Here is a 16,620-nt window from a genome sequence, read left to right on the forward strand (position 1 = left end):
TCTTTAATTGAGAGCTAATCTTAACGGTTGTAGAATTCGACGATTTGCTTCTCATCGATATCTTGGGACAATTCAGCGCGTTCAGGAAGACGAATGAACTTACCTTCCAATGCAGCTTCGTTGTATTCCAAGTATCCAACAAGATGCGTACGGTTTTCCAAAGCTTCCTTGATGGAAGAAAGACCGCGGCTTCTTTCACGAAGACTGATAACGTCACCAATGCTTACCATGTAGGAAGCAATGTTTACTTTTTTACCGTTAACAGTAATGTGTCCGTGGGATACCAATTGACGTGCTCCAGCGCGGGAATTCGAGAATCCCAGACGGTACACAAGGTTGTCCAAACGGCACTCTAGCAGGAACATGAAGTTCTCACCAGCAATACCTTGCATTTTTTGAGCTCTGTTGAAGAGGGTGCGGAATTGTTTCTCACCCATACCATACATATGACGCAGTTTTTGTTTCTCTTGAAGTTGCATACCGTAGTTACTCATTTTTCTGCGTTGGTTAGCGCCATGTTGTCCCGGTGGGAAAGGGCGTTTTTTCAATTCTTTACCAGTACCGCTAAGGGAAATACCCAGACGGCGGCTTAATTTAAATTTCGGACCTGTGTAACGTGCCATGTTATAGTAGACTCCTTTAATTTTCATATCATATTTCGGCAGGGCTATTTGCGCCGTATTTTGTTTACTGTGCGGGCCGTTTCGAAGGGCTCAGCGCACAACTGACAGAAAAGTTCAGCCGCTGTCCAGTCAGCAACAAAGTACGTGAGGGTGACACAACAGTTACGCCCTAATTTAAGACTGAAGTTACAGTCTTGTTCAACAATAAATTTTAAATGAAAACCTATGCTCAAGTCAAGTCCTTATATTTAACGAGAAAAGTCTAATTTTGTCGCTAGGGCTTTGGACCCAAAAAAATAGGACAATAAACTGAAATTTTGATGCAAAATTGGTAAGAAGAGAGTAGAATAAGATTAATGTACTATATATGAATATAGCTGATGGGAATCGGACTGCTTTACTTTGCTAGTTTTATCATCTTCCGGATTATATGGTGCCGTGAAAGACACCTTTAAAACGGTGTAAAGGAGCGCCTGTTTATGTCAGATCAACAACAAGATTTTTCCAAGCATGAAAGTTTATTTAGAATGAACATGGATTTTGCGTTTCCGTATGAATCTACTTCAGTTTGGCTTCAAGAAATGGATATTTCACCATTTGACCTGCCATACATTCAACAGGTGCTCTTAGAATCATTTGAGGATTGGAGCGAGATGACCGAATCTCTTTCAATCCGGAGGAACTCGCACTGGGCTGTTGTAAACCACGAGGGGACGTGGGTTGCAGGCGATGAAGCCATACATACTCAACTAGAAGAAACTTACTTTGAACTGGTGCAAAGATGTATCACATCTGAAACATCAGTCTATGAAGGGTTATCAACGTTGGCAGACAACATTGAACATGCAGGACGTTTTTGCGCCGTTCCTATCTTTTCAAGGAGTCAGCATACGATGTTGGCCATCTTTATTTCAATTCTTCAGCCAGACCAATCAGGTGATACGTTCCAGGATGCAATGGAAGCTACAACGCTCCATTATCGTTCTTGTCTTTATCGAAGGTTTGAATACATATTTGTGTCTGATGTAATGAAAGTACAGAAGAATGCGGAGCGAGAATCGAGCAGACGTTCAATTCTATTTCAAATTATGCAGCGGATGCATGATCAAATTGATGTGGATACCGTTCTGACGGAAGTGTTAGATAGCATTTCTGTTCTCTATCCCACCATCACACTTCAATTATTTATGTCTCAGGATCATCAGAGCAACAATCCACGCGTCAAGCCGCTGCTTTTTCATCCTTGGGGTGAGGATGTGTCTGTAAGAGCGTTTATGGATGGCAAACTTATTATTCAGGATTACAGCGCTAAAGATGGCTTAGATAATGGTGTGGAGATCGCGATACCTCTTGGAGGTAAGCAAGGGGTATATGGTGTATTTCATCTCCTATTGAGCAAAGAACTTCGTGAAGATCTGGATTTGCAGCTCATTACGATGATGGTTGATACGGCTGGGAACGCTTTTGAAAATGCTAAACTATACGAGCAATCGAACATATTGATTCATGAATTAAGGTTGATCAATGAACTAACTCAGCGGTTAAATCAAAGTTTGCAGCTAGCTGATATTTATCAACTTGCTAATCAGGAATTATTAAATATTTTTAAAGCAGATTACTGCTGCATTTTGCAATATAACGAAGACAGAGATGGGCTTGAAGTAGTATCGAGCAACGTTCTTTCCATTTCTAAAGATGTATTTGATATTGATTATGGTTTTGGTGGACTGGTTTATGGCAAAAAGGAACCTATTATTCTGTCTGATTATCATCTTAGTGCGAAGGTTTCGTCGAAGTTAATGGAAGTAACCGAATCCCAGTCTCTCATTGCAACTCCGTTAATTGTGAATGGGAAAATAATGGGGGCAATCCTGCTAACGAACTGCAGTCCACATTTTTTCTCATATGATAATTATAGGCTCCTGCAAACGCTTGCTAGCCATATTGGGCTCTCGATTAGTAATGCTCTGCTGCATGCTGAGTTAGGACGGATGGCCAACAGGGACATGCTTACCGATCTCTACGCACGTCATTATTTAGACGAGAAGATTCAAGAGTATCAAGGGACTGATTTCTGTGGATCGCTGATTGTTGTCGATATTGACCAGTTCAAACAGGTGAATGACACGTACGGGCACCAAAAAGGCGATAAGATCTTGAAGAAGGTCAGCGAAATTGTGAAGACATCCATTCGTCAGCTGGATACTCCAGCGAGATGGGGCGGCGAAGAATTGGCAGTATATTTACCGCAGCTGGGTCTGCATCAAGCAATGAAGGTTGCTGAAGTAATACGTACACGCGTAGCGACGGAAACGAATCCGTGTGTTACGGTATCTAGTGGCATTGCCGAGTGGAATTGGATGGATGAGAAGGTCAGTGTAGACAGCCTCTTTTACAGAGCGGATATGGCATTGTATCGTGCTAAGAATAGTGGTCGTAATCAAATTCAGATGGAAGACCGGAACGACCGAGGGAGTGCCTGATATCAGGTACTCTTTTTTTATTGCACCAGGAGGATCTTTGTCAAGTAATGGGATAGAACGCTGTACAAGTCATAGTTTAAGTAAAAGTTGGACACAAATGATAATAGAGTAATGGCAGGGCAGAAAGGAAGGAATCATCATGGGCAGACAGGGAAAAAAATCATCTTTTTTTGTGATATTACTAAAGCAAGCCTTAGAGATTAAGAAGACTGCTTTGCCTTGGAATAGAGCCATTAGTGCGGGCTTATGTCTCGGGCTGCCTTCATTAATTGGGTACTTGATGGGAAATTTACCATATGGGTTATTAGCGGGAATAGGTGCATTTACATATCTGTACGTTGGCAATGAACCTTATGCCTTAAGAGCAAGAAAGCTGTTCTACACGGCACTAGGCATGAGCTTCTCGTTCGTATTAGGTTCGCTGCTTGCAGCTTACCCTGTGTTGTCAGCATTTGTTCTTGGGATGATTGGTGCCGTAGCAACATTCATATTTGGTGCACTCCAATTTAAAGGCCCAGCAGCATTATTCTTTGTCTTAAACTTCGCATTAGCCTCGGGTAAGACGATAAGTCCTTCTCAAGTTCTGATCGAGGGGACACTCGTATTCTTAGGAGGTATGCTTGCTTGGAGCATTGCCATGTTGGGATGGCTAGTTAACCCACATGGTCCTGAAATTCAGACGGTACGTCAATTGTACAAAGATTTAGCAGACCTTCTTAAAACAGCGGGAAGCGATAATTACAGCAAGTCACGACATAACATACTTATTTCGATGTATGCCGCAGAGGAAGCCTTTGCAGCAAAAGGATTTTCAACGAAAGAAAATAAGAGGTCTCGTTGGTTACTGCAATTATTCACACTAGCTCATGATATTTTTCAGGAAACCGATAAATGGGTCTTGCGTGGAGAAGGCCCTTTAAACCCTGAACTGGCTCAAGTTGTTGGTCATGTAGCCAAATCAATAACACCCCATAGTAAATATCAAGGCCTTGATCTTAAGGGGGCAGTCCTTCATCAAGAACAGCAGAATTTACTGCACTTGGTGAAGCAGATTGAGGGGGTTCTTCAATCATCAGACCGAATATCGGTGGATGATAGAAGCGTGACAAGCGTCTCTGTAAAGAATATTTTTATGGGTGCTATGGATAAGAACTCGGTCGTGTTCCTTCTATCCGTTCGATTCGGCATCATTCTAACTATTGCAGCGCTGACCGCTCATGCTTTTAATTTAAATCGTTCGTATTGGGTTCCGCTATCCTGCGCAGCAGTCATGCTGGGTTCTACAGTCATTGCCACTTTCCACCGAGCCATACAGAGATCACTAGGTACGATTATAGGCATTCTGGTAGCAAGTGCCATTCTGTGGACGAGGCCCGAAGGGTTTATTGTTTCTATTGCTATTATGCTATTTACGTTCTTTGCTGAGTTATTTATCGTTCGAAATTATGCGATTGCTCTTCTGTTCGTAACCCCCAATGCGCTCCTTATGGCGGAGACGAATACGCATATTCATAATGTGGCTTATTTTGCGGGAACGCGGATCATGGACGTCATCGTTGGGAGTGTCATTGGTCTGATGGGTGTTCTCTTAATCGGAAGGAGGTCTGCCTCTAGCCGGGTTCCCTATCTAATGGGGCGAACCTTCGTAGTCAATCCGAGTTGTTAGCCATCCTGTTCACTGCACAGCCAAAGGGAATAGCGCTCAGCGACAGCCAAGAACAACATGCCATGAAGACGAACCTATCTAACCTTACAACGGTTTATCAAACGGCAATGGGGGAAATTCCAAGAAATGAAGAAGATTTGGAACGATGGCTACCGGTCATTTGGGCGATAGATCAATTCGGATACTTGCTATATTCTTACACTAAAGTCGCAAACCGGCCGGAATTAACGGATCAGGAACTGAGTAAGGTACTTCTGATTTTTGAGAAAATGGCACAAAGCGCTGATCAGCAACGGAATGTTCTTGTGTATGATATCCCCAGTCTTATACTGCTTCCTAAGGTCAGCCAAGAGTTATGGTCACTTCAAAATACGCTGGAGAATAGTATCGTGCTTAACTCCCAACATTAGGGGACGCTAAAAATGCCATAAATTGGAATTATATTGTCTACATTGCTGTATGATCTCTTGGATCATCGGACAGCCTAACAGCAAAAGTCCAATGATAAAGAGGCGTATCGATATGATGAAAAATAATTTAAAATTTACTATTCTCTGTACAGTATGTCTGAGCTTTTGCCTAGGGCTAGGAGGCTGTGGTCTGTTCGAATCAGGAAAGACGCCGGAAGAATGGTTTAAGCAGACGCTTGCCGGGTTAGCAGGTAAAGATGAATTTACCTTTCGAGGTGAAGAGGGATTGCGTCGTAACGAGCAGGATCGGTTTGTGCAAAATATGATATACGAAGGTAAACTAACGCAGCATGACAAACTTACGATGACGAACGTTGTTCCTAAAATAGCAGCACATCATGGGAAAGATGTATTAGAAATGGAAGGTAAGGAAGTTAATGAGGTTCACTTACTTAGGCAAAAAGGGGACTGGATGCATATCAATGAAGATGGTAAAGCCCGTACTCAAGCATCCTTATCCAGATTTAATCCCCTAGAACAACTCGAGGCTATACATGAACTCCCAAAAGAAATAACGGAGGAAACAGCTGCGGCTAGGGGCACCAAGGTTTTAAAAATTGAGCTTACACCAGCCGCAGCTCATACTTGGCTATCAAAGCAACTCAAACAGGAGATGGCTGTTCTAAGAGAAGAGCAAGTTATGGCGAAAGGGGGTACACCGAAGAATAAAGAAAAGCTGGAAAAAGTATGGAAGCAAGGAAACGATCAACTGGAGCAGATGCTGAAGCAGGCGAACGTCAAAACTACGTATCATTTAACGATAAATCGTAAATCTGGATTCCCCAAACGGCTGTCTTCAAAAACTTACACTCGTTATACGAATGCTAAGGGTCAACAAGAACAAGAGACACTTATTAATGATGTATTATTTAGTCCATAATGCTTGTTTCTCTTATGCGTGTGATGCTGACTTGTAAGATTGACCGTGCTACAATAGAAATTGAATGAATTAACCTTTGTTCAAAAACTACTCAGATAAGGCTTAGGGGGATAAGATGTATGCGTGATCCTAGAATTCAAAAATTAGCTGAGAATCTAGTCGGCTATTCTGTAAATGTTCAACCAGGTGAAAACGTACTTGTTGAAATGATTGGTAGCGAACGTGATTTGCTTAAAGCTGTAGTTGCAGAGGTTTCCAAGGCTGGAGGAAACCCATTTGTACAAATTACAGATAAAGATGTTCAGCGTACAATGTTAATGGATGCGACAGAAGAAATGTTGCAAACATGGGCTGACATCGATCTTAATCGTATGAAACAAATGAATTGTTATATTGGGATTCGTGCTGGTGAGAACGTTAATGATTTGTCAGATGTTCCAGACGATAAAATTAAGATGTTTAATTCCATTTATAATCACCCGGTACATAGCGGTCAGCGGGTTAATCATACGAAATGGGTAGTCCTTCGTTATCCAAATGCAAGTATGGCGCAGCTTGCTAATAAGAGCACAGAAGCTTTTGAAGACTTCTACTTTGATGTGTGCAACCTTGATTATGCCAAAATGGATAAAGCACAAGATCCACTTGCTGAATTGATGAGAAAAACCGATAAGGTTCGTCTTGTCTCACCAGGTACAGACCTGAGCTTCTCTATTAAGGGCATCGGCGCGGAGAAATGTGCTGGAGAGAAGAATATTCCAGATGGCGAAGTCTACAGTGCTCCTATTCGTGATTCTGTAAATGGTACAATCAGTTACAATTCCAGTACCGTGTACAATGGTATTACGTTTGAGAACATCAAATTTACTTTCAAAGATGGTAAAATTGTAGAAGCGACTAGTAATGAAACAGAGCGCCTAAATAATATTCTGGATTCGGACGAAGGCGCTCGCTACATTGGTGAATTTGCCATCGGATTCAATCCGCATATTCTTCATCCAATGAAAGATATTTTATTTGATGAGAAGATTGCCGGAAGTATTCATTTTACGCCGGGTCAAGCATATGAGGATACAGATAACGGTAACCGTTCTTCGATCCACTGGGATATTGTGCTAATCCAACGGGAGGACTATGGCGGTGGAGAAATTTATTTCGACGATGTACTCATTCGTAAAGATGGTATTTTTGTGATTCCTGAATTGCTTGGTCTGAATCCGGAAAACTTGAAATAAACTAAAACAGTGTTTACTTTTGGATAGAAATACCTTGCGTGAGAAAGCGGATTCAATGTATCATTATAGTGGTAAAACATTATAGACATGATACTAATAGTTACGGAGGGATAATATGTCCAGTAACAACGCAGCTGTAGTTGAAATTGCACAAACAGCAGGTAAGTTTTCATCTTCAATCGTTCTTCAAGCAGACAACAAGTATATTGATGTGAAGAGTATCTTAGGCTTGTTTACGACGCTTGTCAGTAGCAAGGGATATGAACTTCACGTTCATGGACCTGATGCTGAAGAGGCTAAAGAAGCAATGGCCGCTGTTTTTGCTAAACACGGCTTGAACATTAATGTTGTAGGTGAATAAGAATGATAAAAGCGCCTTGCTGGAAACAGCAAGGGCGCTTTTTTCTTCAAGTTCTTGTATTGGTTTGCGATATCGTCTAATATTAAGATTAGAGAACAAGGGTGTGACTTTTGGACATAGGGGGGAAGATACATGACTTCATCTGATTTACAGGAACAGTTGAATATAAAAGCAATTAATCTTCTTAATGAAGATGCAGATAAAATACAAAAACTTATCGAAGTTCAAATGGAGAACTTGGCAACCCGTTATTGCCCTCTCTATGAGGAAGTGCTGGACACCCAGATGTACGGATTTTCCAGAGAAGTTGATTTTGCAGTCCGAGCTGGACTTTTACCTGAAATTACAGGGAGACAGCTTGTAAGCCAACTTGAACGGAATTTAGCCATACTCTACGAGGCTATGAATAATAAAGAGTAATGAACACACACTTTGGATAAATATCGTTATATATAGAAAAGCATGTATTCCTATGGAATACATGCTTTTTTTTGATGCGGATCACACTAGGAAGAAGGATACACCTAGAATAATGTAGACCACCAGTAACAGCAATCCTTCATACCAGTTAGTCGATCCATCCTGGGTGATGGATTTGGCTATAAAGACAGCAACACTTATCGCGACTAATTCAATAGTACTGAATACGATATCCATCGTGTTGCCATTGAAATAACTAACAAAAACGAGTACGGGAGCTACAAATAATGCGATTTGTAAACTACTACCAACTGCAATTTCAACAGAAGCGCCGATTTTGTTCTTCATTGCGAGCATAATGGCTGCGCTATGCTCTGCGGCGTTACCGATGATTGCAACGAGGAAGGCACCCACAAATAGCTCACTCAGTCCAAAGCGTGTAGTGAATACTTCTAGCGTACCTACGAGCCATTCACTCACGAACGCGACCATGACAGTAGCTAAGATTAGATACATAATAGATTTACCCTTAGACCACTCAGGCGCATGTTCATTCGGAAGCTCCTCTGCCGAGTCGACCGTGACATCAGCGAGATACTTCTTATGGGTAATCATGGAGAAGATAAGCCATGCGATATAGGCCACAATGAGTATTCCGGCCACGACCAAACTGAGCAGCTTGGTGTCCGTAGGTGTGATCGAATGGGTGTTAAGGAATACAGCAGGAATAAATAAAGCGATTACGGCTACAATCATTAGTGATCCATTCATTCCAGCAAGTGATACATTGAAGTTCTGAACTTTGAATTTCAACCCCCCAGCAAATATACTCAGACCTAGAACGAGAAGTAAGTTACCAATAATGGAGCCTGTCAAACTTGCTTTGACCATGTCGAACAATCCTTCTTTAACAAGGAAGAAGGCAATAATTAGTTCTGCCGCATTTCCGAATGTGGCGTTCAGGAAGCCACCAAGACGCTGCCCTGCATAGTGGGAGACACTTTCGGTTGCTTTGCCCAGGAAACCGGCTACAAATATGACGGAAATGGCTGATAAAGCAAATTGCACCGTCGGATCCCAGCCTGCAAAGTGACTCACAGCACTTAAGATGAAGGTGACGATTAGCAGTGAAGCAGATATCTTTTTTTTCAATATAATCACCCTCTACATTATGTAAGTTAAGATTCTTATTCAATATACCCAATACACATAGGAGTGTAAACAAAATGAAGCACTCATATTTGCTTTTTGAGGCCTTTAGGATTTACAATAACGAATAATGAGATGAAGGAGGATGGTCATGACAGAACAACTTCAGTTGGACAATGGAACGATACGAATCTCGGATGATGTAGTCTCCAAAATTGCTGGTATGGCGGCACTTGAGACACCTGGCATTGCTGCAATGTCTGGGGGATTATCTGAAGGATGGGCCAAGCGTCTGAGCGGTAAGAACGTGCAAAAAGGGGTAACAGTAGAAGTTGGTCAGCTTGAAGCGGCCATCGATCTTAGAATCATCGTGCTGTATGAAACTCCGATTCACGAGGTTTCTCGCATGCTCCAACAAAATGTAAGAGAAGCTGTAGAAAGCATGACAGGGCTTCATGTGGTTGAAGTTAATGTAAAGGTAGAAGGCGTCGCCTTTAAAGATGATGAAATCGAAGATGTTTCTGTACGCACCAAATAAATCATAACCTAAATGATAAGAGTAGAAAAAAAGACTACACGGTTTTCCGGTAGTCTTTTTTGATGGTTACTGATTTCGTATATTCTTCTTTGACGGGTGTATGAATACTTACGCGTGAGATGCTGAGCATAATACCCATACAGAGCATCATGACAAGCAATGACGATCCTCCATAGCTAATGAATGGTAGTGTAACACCCGTTAGTGGAATGGTCTGTGAAACGCCTCCAATATTGATAAAGGCTTGTATCGCTATCAATCCCATGATGCCTATACCTACGAGTGTCCCGTAAGGATCTGGACACCTCAACGCTACAAGAATGCCCCTCCATATGAAATAAATATAGACGAGTAGGAATAGTGCTGTACCTATAAATCCAAATTCTTCACCGATTACGGAGAAAATAAAGTCCGTATGCGAGTTTCGTAAGAAACCTAATTTTTGAATACTATTCCCGAAGCCTGAGCCAGTTACACCACCTTCGCCAATAGCGGTTAAGGATTGGATTAAATTATAACCAATACCTTCAGCATCCGCTTCTGGATCCAAAAATGCTGTAATCCGGTCCATTCGATAACTCGATTCAGCTGCACTATCTCCACTATGGACCATGGATTTGATTAGTGCATTGGCTCCTAGAATAATACTAATTCCTAGAATGAGCAGGGCAGCGGAACCAAACATATGCTTTACACTCGCGCCGCCAGCATAAATGATGAGTGCACATGTTGCCACGAGAATAAGACAAGAACCGAGATCGGGCTGCATCATGATTAGGCCGGCAACAAAGCCCACAATTAGCATAACAGGAATATAGCCTGTCCTAAAGTCTCTAAATCGCTCACCTTTCTTCACAATTAAGGCAGCTAGATAAAGAATCGTGGATATTTTGGCCAGTTCCGTTGGCTGTATACCGAGTTTACCTAAATTAAACCAGCTCGTAGCCCCGTTGCTAGCTCTTCCGATAATAACAACGAGTATAAGTAAAACAATCGTGACCATAAACATGGGTACAAAAAGCTTTTTATATTTGGTGTAATGAATATTCATCGCGACGAACATCACGAAGGTACCCAAAGCAGCCCATATAAATTGCTTTTTAGTAAAATACATAGCATCGTGATGTTTACTGCTTAAGGCAAAGCTTGAACTGGAACTGAATACCATAACCAGTCCGAAACCTACCAACAGCAAGGTGAGGATGAGCAACTGAAAATCCGGCGTACCTCTCTTGGGTTGGGGTTTATTTTCTCTCATAACAAGGCCCGCTTAAGAATTCAGTGTTGATTTGAATTGCTCAATTTTTTTGTTACCAATTCCAAGAATAGCAGAAGGAATAGGGCTATCATATTCTAGTCCGTGAGGGAAAGTTGCTTTTCCGATATAAACGGCTTCAATGACAAGGATTGTATCGGGTTTTTCAAGCTTGCCCTCTACCGCACGTGTGTTAATACGCACATAATATTCGGATTTAGTGTTCTTGTCCTCAATTTTGTATTCATATGTAGCACGATAGTATTCCCATTGCCAGCGCACGAAGCCTACTTTATCAGCAACCTCGTCCATATATGCCAAATCACATTTTAATCCGTCTAAGCCTGAGTTTTCAAAAATCATTGTTATGACATCCTCCTTATTTCACACCCTGTAAAGTTCTTTTCTCATATTATTATGTTTCAGGCACTTGTGCAAGCTTTGACGCCGCTTAAGCGATTTCCGATCAGGGTGCTTTCTGCTACAATAGGAAGAAGGTACCCATACGGTACAATTTCTATACCTATTTAAAGGTTAACAATATATATCGAACTAGAACCCTTGGGAGAGAGGATGGAAAGTGTATGAGAGAAGAATCGATTTTGGATGAACTTCAGCCTCAGATGGTGGAATGGAGACGTTTCCTACACCGGCATCCTGAACTTTCGTATCATGAACAGAAAACCTCCCAATTTGTTGCGGAACAGCTGCAAGCTATGGGAATTGAAGTAACTACTCGGGTGGGTGGAGGTTATGGCGTTCTTGGAATTCTGAAAGGGTCCAAGCCAGGTAGAACCGTTGCATTGCGCGCAGATATGGATGCATTACCTATTCAGGATGAGAAGAAATGTGAGTATTCTTCAGAAGTACCCGGAGTGATGCATGCATGTGGACATGATGGTCATACTTCCATTTTGCTTGCTGTAGCTACATATTTTAGTGCTCGCCGTCAAGAGATTGAAGGCGAAATCCGCTTCATATTCCAGCCGGCTGAGGAAATAGCGCCTGGTGGGGCGCAAGGGATGATTGCTGCTGGTGTTTTAGACCAAGTTGATGTGATATATGGTTTACATCTGTGGACTCCATTCCCTGTGGGTACTGCAGCAAGTGCCGGAGGGCCATTAATGGCTGCAGCCGATGAATTCTTTGTAGATATTATCGGAAAGGGTGGGCATGGAGGAATTCCTCATGTGACCGTTGATAGCATTGTTGTCGGTTCAGCGCTTGTGATGCAGTTGCAGACGATCGTGAATCGTTCTGTAGATCCGCTGCAACCTGCGGTCGTTACCGTAGGCACATTCCAAGGTGGCACGGCGCAGAATGTGATTGCAGAGTCTACTCGGATCACAGGTACGGTGAGAACCTTTGATGATGAGACGCGCCACTTAATCCGTAATCGTCTGGAAACGCTAACGAATCTAACGGCTCAAGCATACGGTGCTGAAGCGGAATTGAAGTATGTTATGGGCTATCCACCAGTTGTTAACGATGAGGGAGAAGCAGAGCGTTTTTTTCAAGAAGCACCGAAAGTATTTGGTTCGGAGAATGTTACCGCTTGTCCTAAATTAATGCCTGCTGAGGATTTTGCTTTTTATCTCAAGGAGATACCGGGCTGCTTTATGTTCGTTGGCGCGGGGAATGAAGCAATAGATGCGGTTTATCCTCATCATCATGCTAAATTCAATTTCGATGAGTCAGCTATGCTGTATGCAGCCAAACTTCTTGTGACGATGACGCAATCATATCAAGGTTGGGATTAAGTAAGTTTGAGCATTCGAATGATATATTCGGATTTTGGTAAACCTATGACTACAACCTGAATGATGTTACATGACTGATCACGCAAAACCAGTTCATCTCTAATTAGGGATGAACTTTTTTATATGCTGTGTAGTTGTTTGCTTGGATATATTGTTAAATGAGGAGGGCAAGCTGATGAACGAGAGTAAGCCATGTATTGTGCAGCGGGATCGCACTGTACTTTTGGAATGTGGACATCCGGCTTTTGAAGAGGCGCGGGAGCAACTGTCCCAATGGGCAGAGTTAGTTAAAAGTCCTTCTGCTTTTCATACATACCGAATTACGTCATTGTCACTGTGGAATGCAGCCGCTATGGGGTGGGATGCTGAACAAATCGTGAAGAGTCTGGAATCGATTTCCCGTTGGGAGGTTCCAAACAGTGTATTACAGGATGTCCGGCAGCTCATAGGAAGATATGGTAAACTGCAAATCACTACCGTAGCAGGATGTGACGAGAAGCTTCAATTATGCAGCTCGGATAGTCAGCTTTTGGATGAGATTTTGCAGAAAGATGCAGTTAATTCAATCGAATTTACTCGTACTTCTAATTATAATGCAGAATACCCTTCCCTGCGCCGAGGTAATCTTAAACAGGAATTGACGAGACTTGGGTATCCGGTGCTTGATTTAGCGGGATATCATGAGGGGCAGGCATTACAATTAGGTTGGAATGAACAGTCGGGTCCCTTCCGATTAAGGGATTATCAGCAGGAAGCGACAGCCGCATTTGAAGGAGTAGAAGGAATCGGAGGTAGTGGAGTACTAGTGCTGCCTTGCGGATCAGGTAAGACGGTCATAGGGATGGCGGTGCTCGAGCAGCAGCAGTGCGAGTGTCTCATCCTTACATCAAATACGACTTCGGTCAGACAGTGGATTCAAGAGCTTATTCAAAAAACAACGCTCACTCACAAGGAAGTTGGAGAATACACGGGTCAGAAAAAAGAGGTCAAGCCTGTTACTGTGGCAACTTACCAGATTTTGACTCATCGTCGCTCTAAAGAGGGTACTTTTGAACATATGCGGTTATTTAACGAGCGTAACTGGGGACTTATCATATATGACGAGGTACATTTACTACCAGCTCCTGTGTTTAGAGCTACAGCAGAAATTCAGGCTACTAGGCGTCTCGGACTCACAGCTACTTTAGTACGTGAGGATGGATGCGAGCAGGACGTATTTTCACTGATCGGCCCCAAACGTTATGACATGCCTTGGAAACAGCTGGAGAGCAAGGGATGGATCGCGAGCGTAAATTGTACGGAAATACGTGTGCCTATGTCGATCACTTTGCGTGAGCATTATTTATACGCCGAAGGTAAGCAGCAGTTCCGTATCGCAGCGGAGAATCCGAATAAAATTAAAGTGATTCTGGATCTGCTTGATAAACATCGCGGTTCTAGCATTCTTATTATTGGCCAATATCTAGACCAACTTAAGCAGGTCTCAGCGGCAGTCAAGGCTCCGCTAATTTCGGGACGTATGCCCGAGCAGGAGCGGAACGTTCTATATGATTCGTTCAAGAAAGGAAAGACTCCAATCCTTGTGGTATCCAAGGTCGCGAATTTCGCGGTAGATTTACCAGATGCCTCGGTAGCTATAGAGATTTCCGGAAGTTTCGGCTCTAGGCAAGAGGAGGCCCAGCGTTTGGGAAGAATATTGCGTCCTAAAGCCGGGGATAATCGTGCTTATTTCTATACTTTGGTTACTAGGGACAGTAAGGAAGAGGCTTTTGCGGTACGTAGACAGTTGTTTCTTATTGAACAGGGCTATGAATATGAGGTACGGATGGCTGAGTACAGAAACCCTGAAGAGGGGGTAGCCTCGCAATGAATATTTTATTAGAAAAGCATGAACACCTGTTGATGAAGCTGATCCTAGAACGCTATGCGGGACAGCCATTTGACGAGGAACATCGAGCAGATATTCAATCGGAGACATTAAGCGGGGCCCAATTACATCTGGCATTCCTTTCATTGCGGAGGAAGGGATATATTGAGGCGGTTAAAAAGGCTTGGGGTGAACGGATATATTTTATCCCATCCCCGCAACGTTTCGCTGATATTCAGACACAGTTCTACCCGTATACTCCAGTTCTATTGGATGCTGAAATGATCCATGTCTTCCATGAATCCAAGCCTGGAATTACGCTGGATTTGCTTCATGTACTTGCCTATGCGGCTCATCAGGGGTTGGCATTGACATCCAAAGGGACATTACACAAAAGAATCATGCAAAAGCTGTCAGAGTTATCTCATTTACAGTCAGAAGATTTGGAAGGACTCCAATTACAGTATGCCCATCCCGAAATTTATCCTCTCCATACGGCAGTTATACTGGATCTGTTGCTTTGTCTAGGTCTCATCTTTCAAGAACCTCAAGCTATAATGATTAATGAAGAGCGGTTGTATGCATGGCTGACTTCAACGGTGGAAGAAATGAATAAGGTACTGTTTCAAAAGGTAATTGAGCGATATAGTCAAAATAATCCTGTAATGCAGCACTTTCGATATTTCATGTGTCAGCCTGCGGTTCAGCAAGACAAATGGTTTGATATAACCTCATTAATAGAGTGGATGCGCGATGAGGGCTTAACGAGTAGCTACTCTTTGGCAGAGATTGAAAATTATGCGACAGCATGGCTGCGTATTCTTTCCGGTTTCGGTTGGGGAGATTCAGGACAGCTGAATAACGAAAGATTAGCTTTCAAATGGAATGTAACTCCGAGTGATATGCTGGACCCAAATCCTTGCAAAGATATTCCGAGTGCTACAGAGAAATTCTATGTACAACCCGATTTTGATATTATTGTACCTCCCAACGTCTCTTATCTTAACCGCTGGCAGCTTCTATGCTTTACTGAGGTTCGTCAAAGTGATCGTATGTCCGTGTATCGATTGACGAAGAACAGTGTAACAGAGGGAGTCGAGAAGGGGCTAAGCATAAGCGCGCTACGGGAATTTCTAGTAACAGAATCTATAAGTGGTGTGCCTGATCATATTGACATCACTCTTGAGCAATGGAACCGTGAAATTGGGCGTACTCGTATAGATGAAGTGACCTTGCTAAGCTGCGATACGGAGGAAGAAGGACATCGTATTGCAGCACATCCTCTTTTGGTGGAGCATATCGAGCAGATCGGCCCAAGGCATTTTATTGTTAAGCACGAAGGAATACCTCAGATACGTAAGGCATTGGATTCGCTGGGACTTACTGCAATGAAGCAAATAGGAGGACCAGCGCATGATATTATAAACTATCCTTTGATAGGTACAATACCGAATCAAAGTTCAATGTCTACAGGCTGCTTAGAGCATGTTGATTGCACACAAACGACGACACAGGGTTTGGTTTACAGTGGAAGAAATATGCATTATTTTGAAAAAGATAACGAAATTGCTGAATCGCAGTCACTCTTTCCGGGAATTTCGCAAATTCCAGCGATTTGGTACAATTCTTTGCGTAGCTACCACACGTCAACAGCTCAGACCATTATAGAGCAGGCATATGCTTGGGAAACCAAAGTATTGCTACATTTGCAAGGGGGCAGCGCAGAATTTATTCCTCGAAAAATCCTTAGCAATCCATGGGAGGTAGAGGGGGATCTACTCTCAGGGGAGAAGGGTGAAATACGGTCTGTCAGAAGGATGACAACGGATGATTGGGACGAAATGAAGCTACTTCTACCTGAGATGGTATGATTAATTCTGTTCATTCATGTATTTGAAAACCCTTCTTATAGG

Annotated in this window: 15 protein-coding genes; 11 read left to right on the forward strand and 4 right to left on the reverse strand. The window is 42.6% G+C overall.

Annotated elements, in window-relative coordinates; all coding sequences use genetic code 11:
- Positions 1-20: 20 nt before the first annotated feature.
- The gene (rpsD, locus tag JCM16418_RS05250) at positions 21-623 is read right to left on the reverse strand and encodes a 30S ribosomal protein S4 (RefSeq protein ID WP_036646809.1); all 603 of its coding nucleotides are present in this window, start codon (positions 621-623) and stop codon (positions 21-23) included.
- Positions 624-1,102: 479 nt separating this feature from the next.
- On the opposite strand from rpsD, the gene JCM16418_RS05255 reads away from it, so the two are divergent.
- The 7 genes from JCM16418_RS05255 (at position 1,103) to JCM16418_RS05280 (ending at position 8,138) form a co-directional block, all read left to right on the forward strand.
- Positions 1,103-3,106, forward strand: a complete 2,004-nt coding sequence (locus JCM16418_RS05255; RefSeq protein WP_036646811.1) for a sensor domain-containing diguanylate cyclase — start codon at positions 1,103-1,105, stop codon at positions 3,104-3,106.
- 139 nt (positions 3,107-3,245) lie between these two features.
- Entirely contained in the window at positions 3,246-4,772 is a 1,527-nt protein-coding gene (locus tag JCM16418_RS05260) for an FUSC family protein (protein WP_052020059.1), read from the forward strand.
- 62 nt (positions 4,773-4,834) lie between these two features.
- Positions 4,835-5,182, forward strand: a complete 348-nt coding sequence (locus JCM16418_RS23560; protein ID WP_158442407.1) for a hypothetical protein — start codon at positions 4,835-4,837, stop codon at positions 5,180-5,182.
- A gap of 112 nt (positions 5,183-5,294) precedes the next feature.
- A complete protein-coding gene (locus tag JCM16418_RS05265; RefSeq protein ID WP_036646812.1) occupies positions 5,295-6,122 on the forward strand; it encodes a hypothetical protein in 828 nt (275 codons plus the stop codon).
- Between the two features lie 119 nt (positions 6,123-6,241).
- On the forward strand, positions 6,242-7,357 hold the full coding sequence (locus JCM16418_RS05270) for an aminopeptidase (protein ID WP_036646813.1): 1,116 nt from the start codon (positions 6,242-6,244) through the stop codon (positions 7,355-7,357).
- Between the two features lie 115 nt (positions 7,358-7,472).
- Complete coding sequence (locus JCM16418_RS05275) at positions 7,473-7,718, forward strand: HPr family phosphocarrier protein (protein ID WP_036646814.1); 246 nt, start codon at positions 7,473-7,475, stop codon at positions 7,716-7,718.
- 132 nt (positions 7,719-7,850) lie between these two features.
- The gene (locus tag JCM16418_RS05280) at positions 7,851-8,138 is read left to right on the forward strand and encodes an Fpa/YlaN family protein (protein WP_036646815.1); all 288 of its coding nucleotides are present in this window, start codon (positions 7,851-7,853) and stop codon (positions 8,136-8,138) included.
- 81 nt (positions 8,139-8,219) lie between these two features.
- Here the strand turns inward: JCM16418_RS05280 and cax are convergent, their stop codons facing one another.
- Complete coding sequence (gene cax / locus JCM16418_RS05285) at positions 8,220-9,290, reverse strand: calcium/proton exchanger (RefSeq protein ID WP_036646816.1); 1,071 nt, start codon at positions 9,288-9,290, stop codon at positions 8,220-8,222.
- 148 nt (positions 9,291-9,438) lie between these two features.
- On the opposite strand from cax, the gene JCM16418_RS05290 reads away from it, so the two are divergent.
- Positions 9,439-9,825, forward strand: coding sequence for an Asp23/Gls24 family envelope stress response protein (locus JCM16418_RS05290; RefSeq protein ID WP_036646817.1), 387 nt, complete (start codon positions 9,439-9,441; stop codon positions 9,823-9,825).
- A gap of 34 nt (positions 9,826-9,859) precedes the next feature.
- Here JCM16418_RS05290 and ftsW read toward each other — a convergent pair whose 3' ends face one another.
- Both ftsW and JCM16418_RS05300 read right to left on the reverse strand, forming a co-directional pair.
- On the reverse strand, positions 9,860-11,083 hold the full coding sequence (gene ftsW / locus JCM16418_RS05295; protein ID WP_036646819.1) for a putative lipid II flippase FtsW: 1,224 nt from the start codon (positions 11,081-11,083) through the stop codon (positions 9,860-9,862).
- Between the two features lie 12 nt (positions 11,084-11,095).
- Positions 11,096-11,443, reverse strand: coding sequence for a YugN family protein (locus JCM16418_RS05300; RefSeq protein WP_036646820.1), 348 nt, complete (start codon positions 11,441-11,443; stop codon positions 11,096-11,098).
- Positions 11,444-11,664: 221 nt separating this feature from the next.
- Here JCM16418_RS05300 and JCM16418_RS05305 point away from each other — a divergent pair, with 221 nt between their 5' ends.
- From JCM16418_RS05305 to JCM16418_RS05315, 3 genes are all read left to right on the forward strand, one after another.
- Positions 11,665-12,840 carry an amidohydrolase gene (locus tag JCM16418_RS05305; protein WP_036646821.1) on the forward strand — a complete coding sequence of 392 codons (1,176 nt, stop codon included), beginning with the start codon at positions 11,665-11,667 and terminating at the stop codon, positions 12,838-12,840.
- A 175-nt stretch (positions 12,841-13,015) separates the two neighbouring features.
- Entirely contained in the window at positions 13,016-14,710 is a 1,695-nt protein-coding gene (locus tag JCM16418_RS05310) for a DNA repair helicase XPB (protein ID WP_036646823.1), read from the forward strand.
- Complete coding sequence (locus JCM16418_RS05315; RefSeq protein WP_036646824.1) at positions 14,707-16,578, forward strand: helicase-associated domain-containing protein; 1,872 nt, start codon at positions 14,707-14,709, stop codon at positions 16,576-16,578. Before JCM16418_RS05310 ends, JCM16418_RS05315 begins: the two co-directional genes overlap by 4 nt.
- Positions 16,579-16,620 lie beyond the last annotated feature (42 nt).

Source organism: Paenibacillus pini JCM 16418 (genome assembly GCF_000576305.1).
GTDB classification, from domain to species: Bacteria; Bacillota; Bacilli; order Paenibacillales; family Paenibacillaceae; genus Paenibacillus_AQ; species Paenibacillus_AQ pini.

Coding starts and splice junctions, on each gene's coding strand:
- rpsD (WP_036646809.1), bottom strand. CDS start 623: ATGGCACGTTACACAGGTCCGAAATTTAAATTAAGCCGCCGTCTGGGT.
- JCM16418_RS05255 (WP_036646811.1), top strand. CDS start 1,103: ATGTCAGATCAACAACAAGATTTTTCCAAGCATGAAAGTTTATTTAGA.
- JCM16418_RS05260 (WP_052020059.1), top strand. CDS start 3,246: ATGGGCAGACAGGGAAAAAAATCATCTTTTTTTGTGATATTACTAAAG.
- JCM16418_RS23560 (WP_158442407.1), top strand. CDS start 4,835: ATGAAGACGAACCTATCTAACCTTACAACGGTTTATCAAACGGCAATG.
- JCM16418_RS05265 (WP_036646812.1), top strand. CDS start 5,295: ATGATGAAAAATAATTTAAAATTTACTATTCTCTGTACAGTATGTCTG.
- JCM16418_RS05270 (WP_036646813.1), top strand. CDS start 6,242: ATGCGTGATCCTAGAATTCAAAAATTAGCTGAGAATCTAGTCGGCTAT.
- JCM16418_RS05275 (WP_036646814.1), top strand. CDS start 7,473: ATGTCCAGTAACAACGCAGCTGTAGTTGAAATTGCACAAACAGCAGGT.
- JCM16418_RS05280 (WP_036646815.1), top strand. CDS start 7,851: ATGACTTCATCTGATTTACAGGAACAGTTGAATATAAAAGCAATTAAT.
- JCM16418_RS05290 (WP_036646817.1), top strand. CDS start 9,439: ATGACAGAACAACTTCAGTTGGACAATGGAACGATACGAATCTCGGAT.
- ftsW (WP_036646819.1), bottom strand. CDS start 11,083: ATGAGAGAAAATAAACCCCAACCCAAGAGAGGTACGCCGGATTTTCAG.
- JCM16418_RS05300 (WP_036646820.1), bottom strand. CDS start 11,443: ATGATTTTTGAAAACTCAGGCTTAGACGGATTAAAATGTGATTTGGCA.
- JCM16418_RS05305 (WP_036646821.1), top strand. CDS start 11,665: ATGAGAGAAGAATCGATTTTGGATGAACTTCAGCCTCAGATGGTGGAA.
- JCM16418_RS05310 (WP_036646823.1), top strand. CDS start 13,016: ATGAACGAGAGTAAGCCATGTATTGTGCAGCGGGATCGCACTGTACTT.
- JCM16418_RS05315 (WP_036646824.1), top strand. CDS start 14,707: ATGAATATTTTATTAGAAAAGCATGAACACCTGTTGATGAAGCTGATC.